This window comes from Serratia sp. LS-1, from assembly GCF_003719595.1.
GTDB classification, from domain to species: Bacteria; Pseudomonadota; Gammaproteobacteria; order Enterobacterales; family Enterobacteriaceae; genus Serratia; species Serratia ureilytica.
In genome coordinates this window covers 1003124-1025229 of record NZ_CP033504.1, presented here as the reverse complement: position 1 = coordinate 1025229, position 22106 = coordinate 1003124, and the positions used below count along the sequence as shown (strand labels likewise).

The following is a 22106-nucleotide window of genomic DNA, read 5'->3' as shown; positions in this document are numbered from 1 at the left end:
CCATCAGCCCGGCCGACGCGCCGGGCTTTTTTACGCCCGGCGTTCAGACGCCGATGACGTCCTGATAAAAACGGTGCGCCACATCGGGGTGAGAGCGGATGCGCCCTTTCAGGTAATTGTCGCCCACGTCGCGAAACAGCGGGTTGAGCGGATCGCTGGCCGGGCCGCGCGCCTGCGCCGCCAGCTGCGGCGGCAGTTGATACAGCGGCACCACCGCGTCCAGCCGCGCGCCGAGGAAGAAAGCGATCGACAACCTGTCGCGCCCCGCCGGCGGCGTTTCCACCCGGTGTACCGTGGCGCGCAGGTAGCCGTTGGTCGCCAGCTCCAGCAGCTCGCCGATGTTCACCACGAAGGTGTCTTCACGCGGCTGCGCGTCTATCCATTGCCCTTCGCTCACCTCTACCTGCAGCCCTTTTTGCGCGTCCTGCAGCAAAAAGCTGAGAAATCCGGAGTCCTTGTGCGCGCCGACGCCCTGTGCGCTGCCGGTGGCGTCCCGCCCCGGGTAGCGGATCAGTTTGATGTGCTCGTTGGGCTTCTCGCCGTACAAACGATCGAACGCCTGCTCCGGCAGCGACAGCGCCAAAGCGAAAGCGCGCAGCAGCCGCAGCGACATGGCGGTCATGGCCTGTTGCCACTGCAGCAGCAGCGGTTTCAGCGTCGGCAGCGCCGCCGGCCACTGGTTTGGCCCCTGCAGGCGCGCCCAGCGCGGCGTGTCATCAGACAGCGTCAGCGCCGGGCGCTCGGCGCCGATATCGAACTGCTCGCGCCAGTCAGGCTGCCCGCGCGTGAGTTCCGCCGCCGCCCGGTTGTAACCGCGAAAGTGCGGTGAATGCACCATCTGCACCGCCAGCTTGTCGGCTTCCGGCAGGGCGAAGAATTGCCGCGCGGCGTGCTGCAGCCGCGCATTCAGCGCGCCGTCCACGCCGTGGCCGCGCAGATAGAAAAAACCGACGTCGCGAGCCGCCGCGCGCAGATCGTCGAGAAAGGCGCGCCGTTGGCGCGCATCACCGTCAAGCTGCGAAAGATCCAGCAGCGGCAGCGTCTTCTGCGTCGTCAGATGCGTCATCATGCGGTTCCTCTTCTTCCCCGATCACGATCGGGCTGCCATACAGGCGAATAATCAACATTGTCACTCCCCAGCGGGTAGCTGCATTTGCTTCATAGTTATCACCGCGCTCGCCGGAGCGGCCAATATTGTTGCGTTCTAAGTTATGCAAACGTTCAACAAAATGTCGCAAAACCGTCATCAATGTTTCTTATGCTCTGCGCAATTTCGCCGACGCCGCTGGCTGGCGATGTGCGCTATCCGCTATCCTGTAAACGACCTCATACCCTGCCTGCCGGAGAAATACTGATGGATTTAGCCTTATTCGACCTGGATGAAACCCTGATTGACGATGACAGCGCCAGCCTGTGGATCCGCTGGCTGGTCGGCCAGGGGTTCGCGCCGGCGGAGCTGGAACTGCAGGAGCAGCAGCTGATGCAGCTCTATTATCAGGGCAAGCTGTCGATGGAGGACTACATGCAGGCCACGCTGGCGCCGCTGGCCGGCCTGAGCGTGCAAACCGTGGCCGGCTGGGTGCAGCGTTACATCCGCCGCGACATCCTGCCGCGCGTCTATCCCGCCGCCCGCGAACGCCTGCAGTGGCACCGCGAACGCGGCGACTGCATCCTGGTGATCTCCGCCACCGGCGAGCATCTGGTGGCGCCGATCGCCGAACAGCTCGGCGCCGACGATGCGCTGGCGATCGGCGTGGAAATCAGCGATGGCCGCTTCACCGGCAACACCTACGGCACCATGACCTATCAACAGGGCAAGGTGATCCGCCTGCAGCACTGGCTGGCGCAGCACCCGCACCTGAAGTTCGAGCACAGCCACGGCTACAGCGACTCTCTCAATGACAAGGCGATGCTGCAATTCGTCGACAGCGCCACGGTGATCAACCCCGACAGCGAACTGAGCGCGCTGGCGGCGGAACGCGGCTGGGAAGTGTGCCGCTGGGAACGCTGAGCGGCAGACAAAAAGTGCCCTGCGGTGTGACAAAAAGCGCGTTGTGGCGTAGGTATAGAGGGTCCTTATTATCCGCTAACGGAGTTATCCCATGCTGACCATTTGGGGTCGTGAGAATTCGAACAACGTCAGGAAGGTGCTGTGGTGCGCCGCCGAATTGGGGCTCAACTACACCCACATCAACGCCGGCGGGGCGTTCGGCAAAGTCAACGAAGAGAGTTACCGCGCGTTGAACCCGAACGGCCTGGTGCCGCTGCTGCAGGACGATGACTTCGTGCTGTGGGAGTCCAACACCATCGTGCGCTACCTGGCGGCGAAATTCGGCGACGCGACGTTCTATCCGCAAGATCTGCAGGCGCGCGCCGCCGCCGAGAAATGGATGGACTGGACCACCTCGACGATTGTCCCGGCCTTCACCATCGTCTTTTGGGGCCTGATACGCACCGCGCCGGAGCTGCGCGACATGGCGAAAATCGAAACGGCGATCGCCACGCTGGAAAAACACTTCGACGTCATCGAACAGACGCTGGCGCACCAGCCTTACCTCTCCGGCGGCGCGTTCGGTTTCGGCGATATCCCGCTCGGCAGCTTCGCCTACGCCTGGTTCGAAATGCCGATCGCCCGCCGCCCGCGGCCGAACATGGAGCGCTGGTATCAGCAACTGCGCGCACGCCCGGCCTACCAGCGCGGCGTGATGAGCGCACTCACCTGACGCGTGCGGGGCGTTACGACGCCCCGACCTTCAGCAGCTTGCCGTCCCGTTCGTCCGTCAGCAGATACAGGTAGCCATCCGGCCCGCTGCGCACCTCGCGGATGCGTTCGCCGCGATCGCCCAGCAGCCGCTCTTCCGCCACCACCTTGTCCCCCTTCAGCGTCAGGCGAATCAGTGCCTTTTGCGCCAGCGCGCCGATGAACAGCGAGTGCCGCCAGGCGGGGAAGCGCTGCTCATCATAGAACGCCATGCCGCTGAGGCCGGGCGAAACCCGCCAATAGTGGAGCGGTTGTTCGGTGCCGGGCACCCGCTCCCCCTTCGCCTCGGGGATCGGCTGGCCGGAATAGTTGATGCCGTAGGTGGCCAGCGGCCAGCCGTAGTTTTTACCCGGCAGCGGGATGTTGAGCTCATCGCCGCCGCGCGGGCCGTGCTCATGCTCCCAGATTGCGCCACTCCACGGGTTCAACGCCAGCCCTTGCGGATTGCGATGGCCGTAAGACCAAACCTCCGGGCGTTTACCTGCCTGGCCGACCCAGGGGTTGTCCGGCGGCACGGCGCCCTCGGCGGTCAGCCGCACCAGTTTGCCCTGCAGTTTGTCGGTCTCTTGCGCCGTCGGCCGCTGATTGTTTTCGCCCAGCGTGATAAACAGGTAGCCTTGCCGATCAAACGCCAATTTGCCGCCGAAGTGATTGCCGACCGACAGCTTGGGCTGCTGACGGAAGATCACCTTAAAGTTTTCCAGCCGCGCGCCATCGTCGCTCAGGCGGCCATAGCCGACCGCCGTGCCGGCTTTGCCGCCCTCGCCCGGTTCGGCGAAGCTGAGATACACCCGGCGGCTGGCGGCGAAATCGGGCGCCGGCAGCACCTCCAGCAGGCCGCCCTGCCCTTCGGCGTAGACCTGCGGCACACCGGCGATCGGCGGCGACAGTCCTTTATCCTGCTGCCACAGCCGCAGCCGGCCGGGCCGTTCGGTGATAAGCAGGCCTTGTTCCGCCGGCAAGAAGGCCAGCGACCAAGGGTGTTCCAGGCCGTCCTGCAATTGGCTGACCGTCGGCGCGGCGTGCGCCAGGCCGCTGCACAGCAGCAAACCGGCCAGCAGAGTCAATCGGGGCATGGCGTCCTCCTGAAGATGAAATGACCCGTTTAGTGTAGCCCACTCAGCGGCCGCGGTCGTTTGCATTACATTTCAACGGGTTGCCTTTTAGCCGCCATGTGCTTAAGTTAATCCATTACCCAGGAGGAAAAATGGACATTACCGTTACCGACGCGATCGACGAACAAACCCTCGATGCGATCAGGCAAGGCCTGCGCGCTTACAACCTGCCGCATATCGACGCCAGCCACCGCAAGCCGCTCAGCGTCTATGCGCGCGACGAAGCCGGCGCGGTGATCGGCGGCCTGACCGCCGAAACCTGGGGCAACTGGCTGAGCGTCGAGTGGCTATGGGTGGCGGATACCCAGCGCGGCAGCGGCCTCGGCGGCCGACTGATGCGCGCCGCCGAGCACGAGGCGCAGGCGCGCGGCTGCCGCTACGCCCGCCTCGACACCTTCAGCTTTCAGGCGCGGCCGTTCTACGAAAAGCTCGGCTATCAGCTGCAAATGACGCTGAAAGAGTATCCGGTGGAACATGAGTGTTATTTACTTACCAAAACGCTGACTGATTAATGGATGGACGGATGGACAGCAAAAGCATGGTGGTGAACTGTGTAGCGTACAAAGCCGGCCAACGGCTGGGCGAAGTGACCATCGACGATATCAGTGAGGTGGTCAAACAGCCCGACACCTTCATCTGGCTGGGATTAAGGCAGCCGGAGCCGGCGTTTATGCGCAAGGTGCAGGAGGAGTTCGGGCTGCACGATTTGGCGATCGAAGACGCGCTGTGCGCGCACCAGCGGCCGAAGCTGGAGACCTACGGCGACTCGCTGTTCATCGTGGTGAAAACCGCGCAGTGGGGCGAGCACGACGAAATCGAATACGGCGAAACCCACTTCTTCGTCGGCAAAAACTTTCTGGTGACGGTGCGCCACGGCGCTTCGCCCAGTTACGCGCCGATCCGCGCCAAGGCGGAAGAGAACCACAAGCAGATGTGCCGCGGGCCGGGCTTCGCCCTCTATTCGGTGTTGGACTTCGTGGTGGATAACTACCGCAGCGTGGTGGCGCGCTTCGAGAGCACCATCGAGAACATTGAAGCCAACATGTTTCAGTCAGAGTTCGATCAGGCGGCGATCGAGAACGTCTATACCCTGCGCCGCCATCTGCTGGCGCTGCGCAACGCCGCGCTGCCGATGGATGAAATTTGCAACCAGCTGATCCGCCTGCACGAAGAGGTGATCCCGAAAGAGCTGCGCGCCTACGTGCGCGACGTGCAAGATCACGCCCATCAGGTGGTCAGCAATATCGACGACATGCGCGAAATGCTAACCAACGCCATGCACGTCAACCTGGCGCTGGTGACGGTCAAACAAAACGAAGTGGTGAAACGGCTGGCGGGTTGGGGGGCAATCTTGGCCATCCCGACGGTGGTCTTCAGCCTGTACGGGATGAACTTCGCCGACATGCCGGAACTGAAGTTCCCGTGGGCCTATCACGCCACGCTGGGAGTGACCGCCGTCGGCTGCATTTTTCTGTATCAGAAACTGAAGAAATCGGGCTGGCTGTAAGCGCCAGAACGGCGCTTTTCCCGCCGACGAAAACGATCGCGGGGCGGCTGGGATCACCGGCCGCCCCGCCGCTTCAATACAGCATCGGACGCCGATCGCGATGCACGTGATTGTAGCGGCCGATGTGCTTGTCATCGGCAGCGCCGATATCCATCGATGCCAGCACCATGCCTTCGCCTGTCAGGCTCTGCGTCAACGGATAGCCGTCGGCGTCGACGATCACCGAACCGCCGATCCACGCAACGCCGCGCTCCGTTTCGCAACGATCGCACACCGCGATGAACAGCCGATTGACGGCGGCGTTGGCCTGGGCCTTCACCATCTCCGCCGGCCGTTCGCCCTGCGGGCGCGGCGCCAGCGGCCAGTTGACCGGCGCGCACAGCAGCTGAGCACCGGCCAACGCAGGCAAGCGCACCCACTCCGGAAACTCGAGGTCGTAACAGATCATCACCGCCAACCGGCCAAAACGCGTCTCGACGACCGGCGGCGGCCGATCGCCGGCGGTAAAGATCGAACTCTCTTCATGCCACAGGTGCGCTTTGCGATAAATCGCCCTCACCCCCTGCGCATCGATCAACGCCGCGCTGTTGGCCACCTCGCCATCAGGCAGGCGCTCGCAAAAACCGGCGACGATCGCCACATCCAGCTCACTCGCCAGGGCACACCACAGGCTAAGGCTGGGCCCATCTTCGGCCTCGGCCAACGCCCGCGCCTCCGCCTTGTCGCGCAGCACATAGCCGCTGTTCACCAACTCCGGCAACACGATGACGTTGGCGCCACGCTGCGCTGCCCGGCGGATCGCCTGGGCGGACAGCGCCCGATTATGTTCCGCTTCCCCTACCCGCAACGCCAACTGGCAACATGCGACGCTGATTTTTTCCTTCACTCCCGTTCTCCTTCCAATAATCCCTCGCAGCGCAACGCCACCCGCCGTTCGGCTTCGAGATCGAGCTTTCGGCACATGACGACATAAACGCTCCCGGCCACCAGCAAGCCGATCAGAAAAGCGATATCCGCGCCGCCCAGTAAAACAGCAAAGGGGCCGGTGTAAAAGCCCAACGTCATGAACGGCACCATCGCCAGCAGGCCGATCGCGTAGGCCGTCAGACCGGAGCCGCCCCAACGGCCGTAGATCCCCGCCGGGTTGAAGATTTCACCTATCGCGTAATGTCCGCCGCGCACCACGTAAAAGTCCATCAGATTCACCGCCGTCCAGGGCACCAGGAAATACAGCATCAGCAGCACGAAGGTATTGAAGCTGGCGAGATAGCTCGCCGGGATAGCCAACGCCACCGCGAACACCGTCAGAGCGACGACGCCGATGCCGGCCATGCGTAATTTCAACGTTGGCGTCACTTTACGGAACGCGTCAATCGCGCTGAGGCTGGTCAGCATCGCGCCATAACAGTTGACCGCCATGATGCCGACCAGCGAGGGCACGGCGATAAGCACGGCCAGCGTGCCGAACCCCTGATAGATGCCATTCCCCACCGCCTGTACGCTGCCGATCGCATCGGGAGCCGGTAATGCTGAGGCCAGAAACGCGCCCAGCGACATCAGCCAAAGCGCCGATCCGGCCGCCCCCAGATAAGTCCAAAAGATCACGTTGGCCGACGGCGTTTCATGCGGCAAATAGCGCGAGTAGTCGGAGACATACACCGCGTAGCTGATCTGGTAGCCGGCGGCCGCCGACAGCTGAATCAAAAAAGCCGCCCACGAAAAATGCCCGGCGCCGACGACGGCGTCCATCCGCAGCGACAGCACGGCACCGACCGTCAGCACGCCGAACACCGCCATCATCACATAGGTCAGCCAGCGCTGCACCGCATGCAGCATATCGTGGCCGACGATCGCCAACAGCACGGCCACCGCGATCAGCAACGCATACCAAGGCGGACGGTGACCCGGCAATACCGTGTTGATCGCATCGGTCGCGAGAATAACGTTGAACACGTTGAAACCGATGTAAACAAACACCACGGCGGCAAAGGGAACGATGGCGCCACGCAGGCCGAATTGGGCCCGCGACTGGATCATCTGTGGCAGCCCCATGCGCGGCCCCTGATTGGCATGACACGCCATGAAGAACGTGCCGAACCCCACGCCGACGACAATGGCCAGCATTGAATAAAGCGCGCCCACCCCCAACGCCGGGCCGGTGAAACCGACCACCATCGTCGTCAAAACGAAATTACCGGTGAACCAAAACGGCGCCTGATGCCAAACCTTGCCATGCCGCTCGTGACGGGGCACATAGTCTATCGAGCGCACTTCAATTTTTGGGCGTGGCGCCACATTGCGATTGTTCATGTCCCACCTCGTCGTTTCAACGCTCGGTTTGGGTCTGCAGCTGCGGCGCCGGGCGGCTCAGCAGGCTGCCCAGCACGAAGGCGACGCCGCCGCCCACCAGACCGCCGTAGATCGGGCTGTTGGCGTCGATGCCGTGCCAGATCATCAGCCCCACCACGCACAGGCTGCCGGTCAGCATGCTGGCGATGGCGCCGGCGCTGGTGGCGCGCGGCCAGAAGATAGCCCCCACCAACGGGATCAGCATGCCGCCCACCAACAGGTTGTAAGCCAGCGTTAGCGCCGCCAGCACGTCGCGCACCACAAACGCCAGCCCTAGCATGACCGCGCCCATGAAAAGCGTGGTGAAGCGCCCGGCGGCCAGCCCGCCAGAAGGTTTACGGCGGATGGCCGGCAACACGTCCTCCAGTGCGATGGTCGAAGAGGCCAGCAGGCAGGCGCTGGCGGTGGACATCAGCGCCGCCAGGGCCGCCGCGGCCACCAGCCCGCTGACGCCGACCGGCAACACCGCCTGCGCGATGGCGGCGAAGGCGCCGTCGGTATTACTGAGCGACGGCAGCACGATCTTGCCGGCCATGCCGATCAGCGCGCCGGTCACGCCATACAGCACGCAATAGACGCCCGCCCCCAGCCCGGCGAAGCGCGCCACATTGGCGCTACGGGCGGTGAACACCCGCTGCCAGATGTCCTGACCGATCAAAATGCCGAAGAAGTAGATCAGGAAAAATACCAGAATAGTATCCAGCCCGATCGACGACAGCTGGTAGTAACCGGCGGGCAGCAGGCTGGTGAACGCCTCCCAGCCGCCGGCCTTGACGATGCTCATCGGCATCAGCACCAGCATCATGCCGACGGTCATGATGATGAACTGAATGATGTCGGTCAGCGTCAGCGACCACATGCCCCCCAGCGTCGAATACAGTACCACCAGCCCGCCGCCGAGCAGGATAGACGCGCTGAACGACAGGCCAAACATCACCTGCATCACGCTGCCGATGGCGATGATCGAGGTCACCGCCACCATCAGGTCATACGCCAGCATGATCGCGCCGCTGGTGACCCGCGCCGCCGGGTGATACCGCCGCGACAGCACCTGGCTGACGGTATACAGCTTCAGTTTGAGCAGCGGTTTGGCCAGCACCAGACTCAGCACCACAATGCCCAGCCCGAGCGCGCCGCACAGCCAGACGCCGGAGATGCCGTAGGTGTAGCCGAGCTTGACGCTGCCGATGGTCGACGCGCCGCCGAGCACCACCGCCGACAGCGTGCCCAGATACAGCCCCGGCCCCAGGTTGCGCCCGGCCACCAGATACGCCTCTTTGGAGTTGGCGCGGCGAATGCCCATCCACCCCACCGCGCCTATCACCAGAAAGTAAATCACCACAACCAGCAGATCGAGATTCATGGGTACCTCCACTCCGTTGTTATTGTTATCGGGGGCCCGACGCAACCGCTCCGCCGGCAGGGTCAGTACGACGGCCTCAGCGGGCCGGCAGCACGCACAGCATTTCAAACAGCAGATTGGCCGCCAGCAGCGCCGTATTGCCGGAACGATCGTAAGGCGGCGACACCTCCACCACGTCGCCGCCAATCAGGTTCAGCCCACGGCAGCCGCGCACGATCTCCAGCCCTTGCCAAACCGACAGTCCGCCGACCTCCGGCGTGCCGGTGCCCGGCGCGAAGGCCGGATCCAGCCCGTCGATATCGAAACTGAGATAAACCGGCGCATCGCCCATCTGCTCGCGGATCTCCGCCATCAGCGGCGTCAGCGACCGATGCCAGCAAGCTTCGGCCGGCACCACGCGAAAGCCCTGGCGCCGTGACCAATCGAAGTCATCCGCCGCATAGCCGCTGCCGCGCAGACCAATCTGCACCACTTTTTCCGGCGCCAGCAGCCCCTCCTCAAACGCGCGGCGGAAGGTGGTGCCGTGCGCCAGCTGTTCGCCAAACATCTCCTCGTTGGTGTCGGAATGCGCATCGACGTGGATCAGCCCGACCGGGCCATGTCGGCGGGCGATGGCGCGCAGCACCGGCAGCGTCAGGGTGTGGTCGCCACCAAGCGTCAACGGCGTGCAGCCGTGCGCCAGGATCTCGCGGTAAGCCGCCTCGATGCGCCGTACGCTGTCCGCCAGGCTGTAGGGGTTAATGGCGACGTCCCCCAGATCGGCCACCTGCAGCCGTTCGAATGGGGCGGAGCCGGTGCCCATGTTGTAGGGGCGGATCATCACCGACTCCTGGCGGATCTGGCGCGGGCCATAGCGGGTGCCGCTGCGATTGGAGGTGCCGATATCCAGAGGAATGCCGACAAAGGCGGCGTCCAGACCACGCGCCTGATCGGCGGCGGGCAGGCGCATCATGGTGGGGAGACCGGCAAAGCGCGGCATGTCGTTGCCGCTTTGGGGTTGGTTCAGCATGGCGTTTCCTTGTCTTGGGCTTGCGATAAATTGAAACATTTAAGCAACATTCGCAGACTACCCCGTTGACCGCACCGGCTACCATTCCCGCTTTTGCATGTAAACATCGAAAAACACGATGTAACTAACCCATTGAAGCGTTGATTTTTATTTCAATCTCATGCCATAAGAAAGGCCATATCTTCAGCGCCGCGCCTATTTCTTCGATGTTAAAAATGGGTTAAGCGGCCGACGTTCTGCGGAGGGGGCGATGCTCACTAACCTAAGCGATATCGATCTGAAGCTGTTGCGGGTGTTCGTCGCGGTGGCGGAAGCCCAGGGCGTCAGCGCCGCACAGGAAACGCTGCTGATGAACCAATCCACCATCAGCACCCATCTGGCCTCGCTGGAAACGCGACTGGGTTTTCGCCTGTGCCAGCGCGGGCGCTCCGGCTTCCGGCTGACGCCAAAAGGGGAACGCATGCTGATCGCCTGCCGCTCCTTGTTCAACGCCGCCCGCGACTTCACCCGGGTCAGTCAGTCGCTGAACGGCCTGCTGACCGGCGATCTGCAAATTGGCCTGGTGGATAACCTGGTTTCACTGCCGGGCAACCCGTTCAGTCAGGCCATCAAGCACTTTCAGCGGCGCCACCAGGACGTGCAATTGCAGTGCCGCATCTGTTCACCGAACGAGATTGAACAAGGGCTGCTGCACCGGCAGCTCGATCTGGGCATCGGCTACTTTGGCCAGCAGTTGGAGGCGTTGCGTTATCAACCGTGGCTGGAGGAGACGCAGGCGATCTATTGCAGTGAGGATCACCCGCTGTTCGCGGTGGAAGAACCCGAGCGCGAGCAGATTGAAAACGCGCGCTGGGTCAAGCGCGGCTACCTGCTGGCGCAGCAGCTGTGCCCGATCGCCCCGCCGCATCTGGCCGCGGTGGCCCACCACATGGAGAGCGTCGCCCATCTGGTGCTGAGCGGCACCTGTCTCGGTTATCTGCCCACCCACTATGCGGCGCGCTGGGTGGAGCAAGGGTTGCTGCGGCAGTTGGGCGGCGCAGCGCTCTCTTACCGCGCCACGCTCAGCCTGGTCAGCCGCCCCGTCCAACCCGACGAGGCGTTGAACGCGCTGTTGGAGGATTTGGCGCGCGCCGGCGAAAAAAAGCCCCGCATGTGCGGGGCCTGACGGACGTTAACTGACCGGCATGCGCGCCGGATCGGGATACTGGTATTCAAAACCCAGCTCGTTGCAGATGCGGTTGCCGTCCACCAGCCGCTCATCCTGTTCCGCTTCGTCGGCAAACTGCGGCGGCTCCAGGTGCAACTGCTCGGCCAGGGCCGGATAAAAATCGCGCTTGGCCGGATGACGCGGCGCGCACAGGTTGTACACGTGGCCGCCCTTCGGCAGCTTGAGCAGCAGTTGGATGGCGGCGATGACGTCGTCCTGGTGCACCAGATTCACCCCCTGCGAGCCCCCCTTCACATCGAGCTTTCCCGCCAGGAAGCGGCCGGGGTGACGATCGGCGCCCACCAGCCCCGCCAGGCGCAGAATGTCCACCGAGGTATTCGGCAGCTCGTGCAGCCAGCGCTCCAGCTCGGCCAATACCCGGCCGGACGGCGAGACCGGCCGCAGCGGCGACTCTTCGCGCAGCGTGCCGGCGGTTTCGCCATACACCGAAGTGGAACTGGTGAAGATCACCCGCGGCACGCCGAAAGCCATTGCGCTGTCCACCAGCATGCGCACCGCATTGAAATAGTTCTCGCTGCCTTCGACGGTGCGGCGCGCGGGCAGCGTGACCACCAGCGCATCCACGCGCAGCAGCGACGCCAGATCGTCCGGGTCGCAGATCAATTCCGGCGTCAGCTCCAACTGATAACATTCGATGCCGCTCATCCGCGCGGCTTCGACGCCGTCCGGCGTGGTTTTGCTGCCGACCACGTCGTACCCGCGGCCCATCAGCGACAACGCCAGCGGCATGCCCAACCAACCCAGACCAATAATGGCTACCTTTTTCATCCTCTTCCTCTCCTGAAGATCGCAGCGCCCTGCCCCTAAGGCTACGCCACTGCGCGCGGCGATACAATCTGACCGGCTTAAGGTTAGGTAAAGCCGTGTGTGGCTAATAACTCAACCTGTTTCAATAAATTAAATTTATGACGATAAAAAAGAGTTGCACGGCGGACAGCGGATAGTTTAGCTTAATTGCCATACGGTTTTTTACCGACTTTTGCTGAGAGAAAACACCATGACACGCGTTCAGTTCAACCACCATCATCACCATCACCCTGACTAGTCTTTCAGGCGATGTGTGCTGGAAGACGGTTTGTTAATCTTCCAGTGGCGCGCAGAACGCAAGAGAGAGCCCTCGGAAGATTTCTTCCGAGGGTTTTTTTTTGGCTCCGGACAGACAGAAAGAATAGTTTTTACAATAAATTCATAAAATTACAGATTAAACAGAGGTTACCATGCTGGACAAGACACGTTTACGGATCGCAATGCAGAAGTCGGGCCGCCTGAGCGATGAATCCCAGGAACTGCTGGCGCGCTGCGGCATCAAGATTAACCTGCAGCAGCAGCGTCTGATCGCCTTCGCCGAAAACATGCCGATCGATATCCTGCGCGTGCGCGACGACGACATTCCGGGTCTGGTGATGGACGGCGTGGTCGATCTCGGCATCATCGGCGAGAACGTGCTCGAAGAAGAGCTGCTCAGCCGCCGCGCCCAGGGTGAAGACCCGCGCTACTTCACCCTGCGCCGCCTCGATTTCGGCGGCTGCCGCCTGTCGCTGGCCACCCCGCTCGACGCCGAATACGCCGGCCCACAAAGCCTGCAGGACGCCCGCATCGCCACCTCTTACCCGCACCTGCTGAAGCAATATCTCGACAAACAGGGCGTGCGCTTCAAATCTTGCCTGCTGAACGGCTCGGTGGAAGTGGCGCCGCGCGCCGGCCTGGCCGACGCCATCTGCGATCTGGTCTCTACCGGCGCCACGCTGGAGGCCAACGGCCTGCGCGAAGTGGAGGTGATCTATCGCTCCAAAGCTTGCCTGATCCAGCGCGACGGCGAAATGCCTGAAGCCAAACAGCAGCTGATTGACCGCCTGATGACCCGCATTCAGGGCGTGATCCAGGCGCGCGAATCCAAATACATCATGCTGCACGCGCCGAGCGAGAAACTGGACGAGATCGTCGCGCTGCTGCCGGGCGCCGAACGCCCGACCATTCTGCCGCTGGCCGGCGCGCAGAACCGCGTGGCGATGCACATGGTCAGCAGCGAAACCCTGTTCTGGGAAACCATGGAAAAACTGAAAGCGCTCGGCGCCAGCTCGATTCTGGTGCTGCCGATTGAAAAGATGATGGAGTAACGCCATGTCGACCTTCAACACGCCGATCGATTGGGCGACATGCAGCGCCGAACGCCAGGCCGAGCTGCTGATGCGTCCGGCGATCGCCGCTTCCGACAGCATCACCCGCACGGTGAACGAGATCCTCGACAACGTGAAGGCCAACGGCGATCGGGCGTTGCGCGACTACAGCGCCCGTTTCGACAAGGCGGAAGTCTCAGCGCTGCGCGTCAGCGCCGAGCAGATCGCCGCCGCCGCCGCGCGGTTGGGCGACGACATCAAACAGGCGATGGCGGTGGCCGTCGCCAACGTGGAAACCTTCCACAACGCGCAGCGACTGCCGCCGGTGGACGTCGAAACGCAACCGGGCGTGCGCTGCCAGCAGGTGACCCGCCCAATCGACTCGGTGGGCCTGTATATTCCCGGCGGATCGGCGCCGCTGTTCTCCACCGTGCTGATGCTGGCGACGCCGGCGCGCATCGCCGGCTGCCGCCGGGTAGTGCTGTGCTCGCCGCCGCCGATCGCCGATGAGATCCTGTATGCGGCGCAGCTGTGCGGCGTGCAGGAAGTGTTTCAGGTCGGGGGCGCGCAGGCGATCGCCGCCCTGGCGTTCGGCACCGAAAGCGTGCCGCGCGTGGCGAAGATCTTCGGGCCGGGCAACGCCTTCGTGACCGAAGCCAAGCGGCAGGTCAGCCAGCGCCTCGACGGCGCGGCCATCGACATGCCGGCCGGTCCTTCAGAAGTGCTGGTGATCGCCGACGCCGGCGCCACCCCGGCGTTTGTCGCTTCCGATCTGCTGTCGCAGGCCGAGCACGGCCCGGATTCGCAGGTGATCCTGCTGACGCCGGACGCGGCGATGGCGCAGGCGGTAGCCGACGCGGTGGAAAGCCAGCTGGCCGAGCTGCCGCGCGCCGACACCGCCCGCCAGGCGCTGGCGAGCAGCCGCCTGATCGTGGCGCGCGATCTGCCGGAGTGCGTGGCCATCAGCAACCGTTACGGCCCGGAGCACCTGATCATTCAGACCCGCAATGCGCGCGATCTGGTGGACGGCATCACCAGCGCCGGTTCGGTGTTCCTCGGCGACTGGTCGCCGGAGTCCGCCGGCGATTACGCCTCCGGCACCAACCACGTGCTGCCGACCTACGGCTACACCGCCACCTGCTCAAGCCTTGGGCTGGCCGATTTCCAAAAACGCATGACGGTGCAGGAGCTGACGCCGCAGGGCTTCAGCAACCTGGCCGCCACCATCGAGACGCTGGCTGCCGCCGAGCAGCTGATCGCCCACAAGAACGCCGTGACCCTGCGCGTCGCCGCCCTGAAGGAGCAAGCATGAGCATCGAAAAACTGGCGCGCGCCAACGTTCGCGAGCTGACCCCTTATCAATCGGCGCGCCGCCTCGGCGGCAAGGGCGACGTATGGCTGAACGCCAACGAATACCCGATCGCCCCGGAATTCCAGCTGACCGCGCAAACCTTCAACCGCTATCCGGAGTGCCAGCCGGCGCAGGTGATCGAACGCTACGCCGCCTATGCCGGGGTGAAGAAAGAGCAGGTGCTGGTCAGCCGCGGCGCCGATGAAGGCATCGAGCTGCTGATCCGCGCCTTCTGCGAGCCGGGCAAAGACGCCATTCTGTTCTGCCCGCCGACCTACGGCATGTACGCCGTCAGCGCCGAAACCTTTGGCGTGGAGCGCCGCACCGTAGCCGCCAAAGAGGACTGGCAGCTGGATCTGCCGGCCATCGCGGACAGCCTGGACAACGTGAAACTGATCTACGTCTGCAGCCCGAACAACCCGACCGGTAACCTGATTGACCCGGACTCTCTGCGCAGCCTGTTGGAGCTGGCCAAAGGCAAAGCGATCGTCGCGGTGGACGAAGCCTATATCGAGTTTTGCCCGCAGGCCTCGGTGGCCGGGTGGCTGAGCGACTATCCGCACCTGGCTATTCTGCGCACGCTGTCGAAGGCCTTTGCGCTGGCCGGCCTGCGCTGCGGCTTTACGCTCGCCAACGAAGATCTGATTGCCCTGCTGCTGAAGGTGATCGCGCCTTACCCGCTCTCGACACCGGTGGCGGATATCGCCGCGCAGGCGCTGAGCGAAGAAGGCATCCGCACCATGCGCCAGCGCGTCACCGACATCGCCGCCACCCGCAGCTGGCTGCAGCAACAGCTGGAAAAATGCGCCTGCGTCGAGCAGGTTTTCGCCAGCGACAGCAATTACCTGCTGGCCCGCTTCACCGCCTCAAGTAATGTGTTTAAAAGCTTGTGGGATCAGGGCATTATCTTACGAGACCAAAACAAACAGCCCGGGTTGTCCGGCTGCCTGCGCATCACCATAGGCACCCGCGACGAATGTCAACGCGTGGTGGACGCCTTGTCCACCCTGCCCGGTGCCAACCAGACTCGCCAGGAGCCAATGTGAGCCAAAAAATCCTCTTTATCGATCGTGACGGCACGCTGATCGCCGAGCCACCGGAAGATTTCCAGGTTGACCGCCTGGACAAGCTGGCGCTCGAGCCAGACGTGATCCCTTCCCTGCTGGCGCTGCAACAGGCGGGGTATCAGCTGGTGATGATCACCAATCAGGATGGGCTCGGCACCGCCAGTTTCCCGCAGGAAACCTTCGATCCGCCGCACAACCTGATGATGCAGATCCTCAGCTCGCAGGGCATTCAGTTCGCCGACGTGTTGATCTGCCCGCACCTGCCGGCGGACAACTGCGACTGCCGCAAGCCGAAGACCGCGCTGGTGAAGGGTTATCTCGAACCCGGCGTGCTCGATACCGCCCACAGCTACGTGATCGGCGATCGGCCGACCGACGTGCAGCTGGCGGAAAACATGGGCATTCAGGGGCTGCGCTACCAGCGCGGCGTGCTGGGCTGGAAAGAGATCGTGCGTCAGCTGACCCTGCGCGACCGTCATGCGCGGGTTAACCGCGTGACCAAAGAGACGCAGATCGATGTCAACGTCTGGCTGGATCGCGAAGGCGGCAGCAAAATCAAAACCGGCGTCGGCTTCTTCGACCACATGCTGGATCAGATCGCCACCCACGGCGGCTTCCGCATGGAGATCGACGTCAAAGGCGACCTGTATATCGACGATCACCACACCGTAGAGGACACCGGCCTGGCGCTGGGCGAAGCGTTGAACAAGGCGCTGGGCGACAAGCGCGGCATTGCCCGCTTCGGCTTCGTGCTGCCGATGGACGAGTGTCTGGCGCGCTGCGCGCTGGATATCTCCGGCCGCCCGCACCTGGAGTACAAGGCCGAGTTCAACTATCAGCGCGTCGGCGATCTCAGCACCGAAATGGTCGAGCACTTCTTCCGCTCGCTCTCCTACACCATGGGTTGCACGCTGCACCTGAAGACCAAAGGCAAAAACGACCACCACCGGGTCGAAAGCCTGTTCAAAGTGTTTGGCCGCACGCTGCGCCAGGCGATCCGCGTCGAGGGCAATACCCTGCCGAGCTCGAAAGGAGTGCTGTGATGAACGTGGTGATTTTGGATACCGGCTGCGCCAACCTGGCCTCCGTCACCTATGCGGTGCGGCGCCTGGGCTATCAGCCGGAAGTGAGCCGCGATCCGGAGATCGTGCTGCGCGCCGACAAGCTGTTCCTGCCGGGCGTCGGCACCGCGCAGGCGGCGATGGATCAGCTGCGCGAACGCGATCTGATCGAACTGATCAGGGCCTGCACTCAGCCGGTGCTGGGCATCTGCCTCGGTATGCAACTGCTGGCGGCCAGCAGCGAAGAGAACGGCGGCATAACGACGCTCGGCCTCATCGATACGCCGGTAAAGCAGATGACCGACTTCGGCCTGCCGCTGCCGCACATGGGTTGGAACCAGGTATCCGCGCAGGCGGGCCACCATCTGTTCCGCGGCATCGATGACGGCGCCTACTTCTATTTCGTTCACAGCTATGCGATGCCGATATGCCCCAGCACCATCGCTCAGGCGAATTACGGCGAGCCCTTCACCGCCGCCGTGCAAAAAGACAACTTCTTCGGCGTGCAGTTTCATCCAGAACGTTCTGGAGCGGCCGGCGCGCAACTGTTGAAAAACTTTCTGGAGATGTAGGCAGCATGATTATTCCGGCTTTGGATTTGATCGACGGCAATGTGGTGCGTTTGCATCAGGGCGATTACGGCCAACAGCGCGACTACGGCAACGATCCGCTGCTGCGCCTGCAGGACTATCAACAACAGGGCGCCCAGGTGCTGCACCTGGTCGATCTGACCGGCGCCAAAGATCCGGCCGCGCGCCAGATCCCGCTGCTGCGCAAGCTGTTGGCGGGGGTTAACGTGCCGGTGCAGGTCGGCGGCGGCATCCGCAACGAGCAAGACGTCAGCGCCCTGCTGGAGGCCGGCGCCACGCGCGTGGTGATCGGCTCCACCGCGGTGAAACAGCCGCAGTTGGTGCAAAGCTGGTTCGAACGCTACGGCGCCGACGCGCTGGTGCTGGCGCTGGATGTGCGTATCGACGCGCAGGGCGTGAAGCGCGTGGCCATCAGCGGCTGGCAGGAAGATTCCGACGCCACGCTGGAACAGGTGGTAGAGCAGTTCCTGCCCTACGGGCTGAAACACGTGCTGTGCACCGACATTTCGCGCGACGGAACGCTGGCCGGTTCCAACGTGGCGCTGTATCAGGCGATCAGCCGCCGCTATCCGCAAGTGGCCTTCCAGGCCTCGGGCGGCATCGGCAATCTGGACGACATCGCCCAGTTGCGCGGCAGCGGCGTTGCCGGCGTGATCGTCGGGCGCGCCCTGCTGGAAGGTAAATTTAGCGTTGAGGAGGCGATTGCATGCTGGCAAAACGGATAATCCCGTGTCTGGATGTTAAAGACGGGCAAGTGGTGAAAGGCGTGCAGTTCCGCAACCACGAAATCATCGGCGACATCGTGCCGCTGGCGCAGCGCTATGCGCAAGAAGGCGCGGACGAGCTGGTGTTTTACGATATCACCGCCTCGAGCGACGGCCGGGTGGTGGACAAAAGCTGGGTGTCGCGCGTGGCGGAGGTGATTGATATTCCGTTCTGCGTCGCCGGCGGCATTAAAAGCGCCGAGGACGCCAGCCAGATCCTGTCTTTCGGCGCCGACAAAATCTCCATCAACTCACCGGCGCTGGCCGATCCCGATCTGATTAGCCGCCTGGCGGATCGCTTTGGCGTGCAGTGCATCGTGGTGGGCATCGATACCTGGTTCGACAGTGAAACCGGCAAGTATCACGTCAATCAATATACCGGCGACGAGAGCCGCACCCGCGTCACCCAGTGGGAAACCCTCGACTGGGTGCAGGAAGTGCAGCGCCGCGGCGCCGGTGAGATCGTGCTGAACATGATGAACCAGGACGGCGTGCGCAACGGTTACGATCTGCAGCAGCTGCGTCGGGTGCGCGAGGTCTGCAAAGTGCCGCTGATCGCCTCCGGCGGCGCGGGCACGATGGAGCACTTCCTGGAAGCGTTCCGCGATGCGGACGTCGACGGCGCGCTGGCGGCGTCAGTGTTCCACAAACAAATCATCAATATCGGCGAACTGAAAAGGTTCCTGGTCGAACAAGGCGTGGAGATTCGCGTGTGCTGACAGAACAACAGAGAAACCAGCTGGACTGGGAGAAAACCGACGGCCTGATGCCGGCCATCGTGCAACACGCCATTTCCGGCGAAGTGCTGATGCTGGGTTACATGACGCCAGAAGCGCTGGCGACCACCGAGCAGAGCGGCAATGTCACCTTCTTTTCGCGCACCAAGCAGCGCCTGTGGACCAAAGGCGAAAGTTCCGGCCACTTCCTCAAGGTGGTCAGCATCACGCCGGACTGCGATAACGACACGCTGCTGGTATTGGCCAACCCGATCGGCCCGACCTGCCACCTGGGCAACAGCAGCTGCTTCCATCCGGCCGCCAGCGACTGGACGTTCCTCTATCAGCTGGAACAGCTGTTGGCGGAGCGCAAGCATGCCAGCCCGGACAGCTCATACACCGCCAGCCTGTACGCCAGCGGCACCAAACGCATCGCGCAGAAGGTCGGGGAAGAAGGCGTGGAAACCGCGCTGGCCGCCACGGTCAACGATCGCGAAGAGCTGACCAACGAGGCCTCGGATCTGATCTATCACCTGCTGGTGTTGCTGCAGGACCAGGATTTGGATCTGAGCGCGGTGATCGGCCGGCTGCGCGAGCGGCATCAGAAAAAAGCGTGACATTAAATCACGCGCAATAAAAAAGCCGCCGGGCGTTAACCTCGGCGGCTTTTTTTATCGCTCAACGAGTGGGCTTATTCCATCCATTCGGTATGGAACACGCCTTCCTTGTCGATGCGTTTGTAGGTGTGCGCACCGAAATAGTCGCGCTGCGCCTGGATCAGGTTAGCCGGCAGCACCGCTGAACGGTAGCTGTCATAGTAAGCGATCGCGGCGGAGAAGGTTGGCGTAGGGATACCGTTCTGCACGGCATAGGCCACCACGTCGCGCAGCGCCTGCTGGTACTCGTCGGCGATTTGCTTGAAGTATGGCGCCAGCAGCAGGTTGGCGATATCGGCATCCGCTGCGTAAGCGTCGGTGATCTTCTGCAGGAACTGGGCACGGATGATACAGCCGGCGCGGAAGATCTTGGCGATTTCGCCGTAGTGCAGATCCCAGTTGTTTTCTTTGGACGCGGCTTTCAGCTGAGAGAAGCCCTGCGCGTAGGATACGATCTTGCCCAAATACAGCGCGCGACGCACTTTCTCGATGAACTCGGCTTTGTCGCCGGTGAACGGTGCCACTTTCGGCCCGGTCAGCACTTTAGACGCGGCAACGCGCTGATCTTTCAGCGAGGACAGGTAGCGTGCGAACACCGATTCGGTGATCAGCGACAGCGGTTCGCCCAGATCCAGCGAGCTCTGGCTGGTCCACTTGCCGGTGCCTTTGTTGGCGGCTTCGTCCAGGATCACATCGACCAGGTATTTACCCTCTTCGTCTTTCTTGGTGAAGATGTCTTTGGTGATGTCGATCAGGTAGCTGTTCAGCTCACCCTTGTTCCACTCGGCGAAGGTTTCGGCCAGCTGCTCGTTGCTCAGGTTCAGCGCCTGCTTCAGCAGAGAATAGGCTTCGGCAATCAGCTGCATGTCGCCGTATTCGATGCCGTTGTGCACCATCTTCACATAGTGGCCGGCACCGTCAGCGCCGATATAAGTCACGCAAGGCTCGCCTTCCGCAACCGCAGCGATTTTCTCCAGGATCGGCGCCACCAGCTCGTAAGCTTCTTTCTGGCCGCCAGGCATGATGGAAGGCCCTTTCAGCGCGCCCTCTTCACCGCCGGAAACGCCGGTGCCGATGAAATTGAAGCCCTGGTCGGACAGTTCGCGGTTACGACGGATGGTGTCCTGATAGTAGGTGTTGCCGCCATCGATCAGGATATCGCCCTTGTCCAGGTGCGGAGTCAGCGAGGCAATGGTTTTATCCGTCGCTTCGCCCGCTTTCACCATCAGCAGGATGCGGCGCGGTTTTTCCAGCGATTCGACAAACTCTTCAACGGTGTAATACGGCGCCAGGTTTTTGCCCGGGTTCTCAGCGATCACTTCGTCAGTCTTGTCGCCAGAACGGTTGAAAATGGAAACGGTGTAACCACGGCTCTCGATGTTCAGCGCGAGGTTGCGGCCCATTACCGCCATGCCGACAACGCCGATTTGTTGCTTGGACATTTAGGAACTCCTGTCTGAGATAATTACTACATTGTAATCATATAGTTATACAACATAGTAGGGATGCATTGCTTTATTGTACATGATTATTCCTAAGCATGTACCTATCGCAGCCATAACAATCTTTACAAAATCACGCACAGTTGGCAGTTCTGTATACGCCCTGAGCTCATTGCTACATTACCGGTAACATTGCAGAAAAGAAAAGGTTCGGATGTGCGGTCTGCCGCATCATGTCAACGGTTAAAAATCAACCAGAATATGTGGACCAAGATGAGGATACCGCATCGCCGAACCTGCTCCATACCCTCGGAAGAAACCATCCAATGACGCGCCACGCTTGCATTTTGGCCTGTAATCCTACAATTCCTAGCAATTGCACATATCTCATTTGAATATGTCACCACTGGTTACTAGGAACAGACTGAAACCCTGAAAATCCAGAGGCATTACAAGTGATTTGGTGGTAGGATAATAAAGGTTTTCTAGCCTATTTTTGCTGAAAATAGTTTCAGCATATAAATGAAAACTGACAACCCCACCCTCTATTGGTTCTCGCTTACCAAGGGCGGTAGCGTGCTTTTTTAGGCTGAAAACGCTTATGCAGAGCAATGTCCAGCCTAAAAATCAGGCAATCTGTATGCAGGGAATTCAGTGTTCACTTCTGTTTCATCGAGAAATGCGGTGTTTTTTTGCCGAAGTGAACGCATCGAAAAACAGAAGAAAACCTTATATATCACTAATGTGTTCCCCGGCATTACAGTAAGATAGAAACACGCTGGACAATAGCCCGCGGTAATACCATGCAGGTTGCGCGGGAATGAAACAGATTCTGTTTACGATGTGAAAATCTCCGAGAGAAAATGTTGGCGTATTTTCCATGGAGTGCTTACGGAAACGTGTGTTTAGCCCTATAGCTATTTTCACACCCTCCGTCATATCAATAACGCATCCGTTCTACATGATTATATTGCGAAGAAAGTTAAACCATGACGTCAAAAAAGTTAATC

General features: G+C 61.8%; 23 protein-coding genes and 1 other annotated feature. Of the genes, 14 read left to right on the top strand and 9 right to left on the bottom strand.

Features of this window, described 5'->3' with window-relative positions; translation table 11 throughout:
* Positions 1-43: 43 nt before the first annotated feature.
* A complete protein-coding gene (locus EDY99_RS04980) occupies positions 44-1066 on the bottom strand; it encodes an isopenicillin N synthase family oxygenase (RefSeq protein WP_033644235.1) in 1023 nt (340 codons plus the stop codon).
* A complete protein-coding gene (locus tag EDY99_RS24495; RefSeq protein ID WP_144236182.1) occupies positions 1011-1247 on the bottom strand; it encodes a hypothetical protein in 237 nt (78 codons plus the stop codon). The genes EDY99_RS04980 and EDY99_RS24495 overlap by 56 nt, the downstream gene beginning before the upstream one ends.
* A 107-nt stretch (positions 1248-1354) precedes the next feature.
* On the opposite strand from EDY99_RS24495, the gene EDY99_RS04975 reads away from it, so the two are divergent.
* Together EDY99_RS04975 and EDY99_RS04970 are read left to right on the top strand one after the other, a co-directional pair.
* Entirely contained in the window at positions 1355-2011 is a 657-nt protein-coding gene (locus EDY99_RS04975; RefSeq protein WP_033642497.1) for an HAD family phosphatase, read from the top strand.
* Between the two features lie 91 nt (positions 2012-2102).
* The gene (locus EDY99_RS04970) at positions 2103-2723 is read left to right on the top strand and encodes a glutathione S-transferase family protein (RefSeq protein WP_033642496.1); all 621 of its coding nucleotides are present in this window, start codon (positions 2103-2105) and stop codon (positions 2721-2723) included.
* A gap of 13 nt (positions 2724-2736) precedes the next feature.
* On the opposite strand, the gene EDY99_RS04965 is transcribed toward EDY99_RS04970, so the two are convergent.
* The gene (locus tag EDY99_RS04965; protein WP_069100899.1) at positions 2737-3837 is read right to left on the bottom strand and encodes a PQQ-dependent sugar dehydrogenase; all 1101 of its coding nucleotides are present in this window, start codon (positions 3835-3837) and stop codon (positions 2737-2739) included.
* Between the two features lie 131 nt (positions 3838-3968).
* On the opposite strand from EDY99_RS04965, the gene EDY99_RS04960 reads away from it, so the two are divergent.
* Together EDY99_RS04960 and EDY99_RS04955 are read left to right on the top strand one after the other, a co-directional pair.
* Positions 3969-4388 carry a GNAT family N-acetyltransferase gene (locus EDY99_RS04960; RefSeq protein WP_033642494.1) on the top strand — a complete coding sequence of 140 codons (420 nt, stop codon included), beginning with the start codon at positions 3969-3971 and terminating at the stop codon, positions 4386-4388.
* An 11-nt stretch (positions 4389-4399) separates the two neighbouring features.
* Complete coding sequence (locus EDY99_RS04955; RefSeq protein ID WP_033642493.1) at positions 4400-5383, top strand: magnesium and cobalt transport protein CorA; 984 nt, start codon at positions 4400-4402, stop codon at positions 5381-5383.
* Between the two features lie 73 nt (positions 5384-5456).
* Here the strand turns inward: EDY99_RS04955 and EDY99_RS04950 are convergent, their stop codons facing one another.
* The 4 genes from EDY99_RS04950 to speB all read right to left on the bottom strand — a co-directional run bounded on the left by EDY99_RS04950 (position 5457) and on the right by speB (position 10104).
* Complete coding sequence (locus EDY99_RS04950; protein ID WP_123061518.1) at positions 5457-6269, bottom strand: nitrilase-related carbon-nitrogen hydrolase; 813 nt, start codon at positions 6267-6269, stop codon at positions 5457-5459.
* Positions 6266-7693 carry a cytosine permease gene (locus EDY99_RS04945; protein WP_123061517.1) on the bottom strand — a complete coding sequence of 476 codons (1428 nt, stop codon included), beginning with the start codon at positions 7691-7693 and terminating at the stop codon, positions 6266-6268. Before EDY99_RS04945 ends, EDY99_RS04950 begins: the two co-directional genes overlap by 4 nt.
* A gap of 16 nt (positions 7694-7709) precedes the next feature.
* The gene (locus EDY99_RS04940) at positions 7710-9095 is read right to left on the bottom strand and encodes a sodium:solute symporter (protein ID WP_033642490.1); all 1386 of its coding nucleotides are present in this window, start codon (positions 9093-9095) and stop codon (positions 7710-7712) included.
* A 76-nt stretch (positions 9096-9171) separates the two neighbouring features.
* The gene (gene speB, locus EDY99_RS04935) at positions 9172-10104 is read right to left on the bottom strand and encodes an agmatinase (protein ID WP_033642489.1); all 933 of its coding nucleotides are present in this window, start codon (positions 10102-10104) and stop codon (positions 9172-9174) included.
* A 250-nt stretch (positions 10105-10354) separates the two neighbouring features.
* Here speB and EDY99_RS04930 point away from each other — a divergent pair, with 250 nt between their 5' ends.
* The gene (locus tag EDY99_RS04930; RefSeq protein ID WP_096242091.1) at positions 10355-11269 is read left to right on the top strand and encodes a LysR family transcriptional regulator; all 915 of its coding nucleotides are present in this window, start codon (positions 10355-10357) and stop codon (positions 11267-11269) included.
* A 6-nt stretch (positions 11270-11275) separates the two neighbouring features.
* Here the strand turns inward: EDY99_RS04930 and EDY99_RS04925 are convergent, their stop codons facing one another.
* On the bottom strand, positions 11276-12100 hold the full coding sequence (locus EDY99_RS04925) for an SDR family oxidoreductase (protein WP_033642487.1): 825 nt from the start codon (positions 12098-12100) through the stop codon (positions 11276-11278).
* Positions 12101-12329: 229 nt separating this feature from the next.
* Here EDY99_RS04925 and hisL point away from each other — a divergent pair, with 229 nt between their 5' ends.
* From hisL to hisIE, 9 genes are all read left to right on the top strand, one after another.
* Positions 12330-12377 carry a his operon leader peptide gene (hisL, locus tag EDY99_RS04920; protein WP_100396937.1) on the top strand — a complete coding sequence of 16 codons (48 nt, stop codon included), beginning with the start codon at positions 12330-12332 and terminating at the stop codon, positions 12375-12377.
* Positions 12353-12479 (top strand) — a sequence feature (His leader region). It overlaps the preceding gene by 25 nt.
* Positions 12480-12549: 70 nt before the next feature.
* On the top strand, positions 12550-13449 hold the full coding sequence (gene hisG, locus EDY99_RS04915) for an ATP phosphoribosyltransferase (protein ID WP_015377256.1): 900 nt from the start codon (positions 12550-12552) through the stop codon (positions 13447-13449).
* A gap of 4 nt (positions 13450-13453) precedes the next feature.
* Positions 13454-14761, top strand: coding sequence for a histidinol dehydrogenase (gene hisD / locus EDY99_RS04910; protein ID WP_033642486.1), 1308 nt, complete (start codon positions 13454-13456; stop codon positions 14759-14761).
* On the top strand, positions 14758-15846 hold the full coding sequence (hisC, locus tag EDY99_RS04905; RefSeq protein WP_103101105.1) for a histidinol-phosphate transaminase: 1089 nt from the start codon (positions 14758-14760) through the stop codon (positions 15844-15846). The genes hisD and hisC overlap by 4 nt, the downstream gene beginning before the upstream one ends.
* A complete protein-coding gene (hisB, locus tag EDY99_RS04900) occupies positions 15843-16910 on the top strand; it encodes a bifunctional histidinol-phosphatase/imidazoleglycerol-phosphate dehydratase HisB (RefSeq protein WP_015377254.1) in 1068 nt (355 codons plus the stop codon). The genes hisC and hisB overlap by 4 nt, the downstream gene beginning before the upstream one ends.
* Positions 16910-17500: an imidazole glycerol phosphate synthase subunit HisH gene (gene hisH / locus EDY99_RS04895; RefSeq protein WP_021504315.1), complete on the top strand. Its 591-nt coding sequence runs from the start codon at positions 16910-16912 to the stop codon at positions 17498-17500. Before hisB ends, hisH begins: the two co-directional genes overlap by 1 nt.
* A 5-nt stretch (positions 17501-17505) precedes the next feature.
* Positions 17506-18243, top strand: coding sequence for a 1-(5-phosphoribosyl)-5-[(5-phosphoribosylamino)methylideneamino]imidazole-4-carboxamide isomerase (gene hisA / locus EDY99_RS04890; protein ID WP_042784058.1), 738 nt, complete (start codon positions 17506-17508; stop codon positions 18241-18243).
* On the top strand, positions 18225-19001 hold the full coding sequence (hisF, locus tag EDY99_RS04885) for an imidazole glycerol phosphate synthase subunit HisF (protein ID WP_033642483.1): 777 nt from the start codon (positions 18225-18227) through the stop codon (positions 18999-19001). The genes hisA and hisF overlap by 19 nt, the downstream gene beginning before the upstream one ends.
* On the top strand, positions 18995-19615 hold the full coding sequence (gene hisIE, locus EDY99_RS04880) for a bifunctional phosphoribosyl-AMP cyclohydrolase/phosphoribosyl-ATP diphosphatase HisIE (protein ID WP_089194486.1): 621 nt from the start codon (positions 18995-18997) through the stop codon (positions 19613-19615). The genes hisF and hisIE overlap by 7 nt, the downstream gene beginning before the upstream one ends.
* Before the next feature lie 74 nt (positions 19616-19689).
* Here hisIE and gndA read toward each other — a convergent pair whose 3' ends face one another.
* Positions 19690-21096 (bottom strand): NADP-dependent phosphogluconate dehydrogenase, encoded by a 1407-nt coding sequence (gndA, locus tag EDY99_RS04875; RefSeq protein ID WP_004938815.1) that lies wholly within the window; start codon positions 21094-21096, stop codon positions 19690-19692.
* Between the last annotated feature and the right edge of the window lie 1010 nt (positions 21097-22106).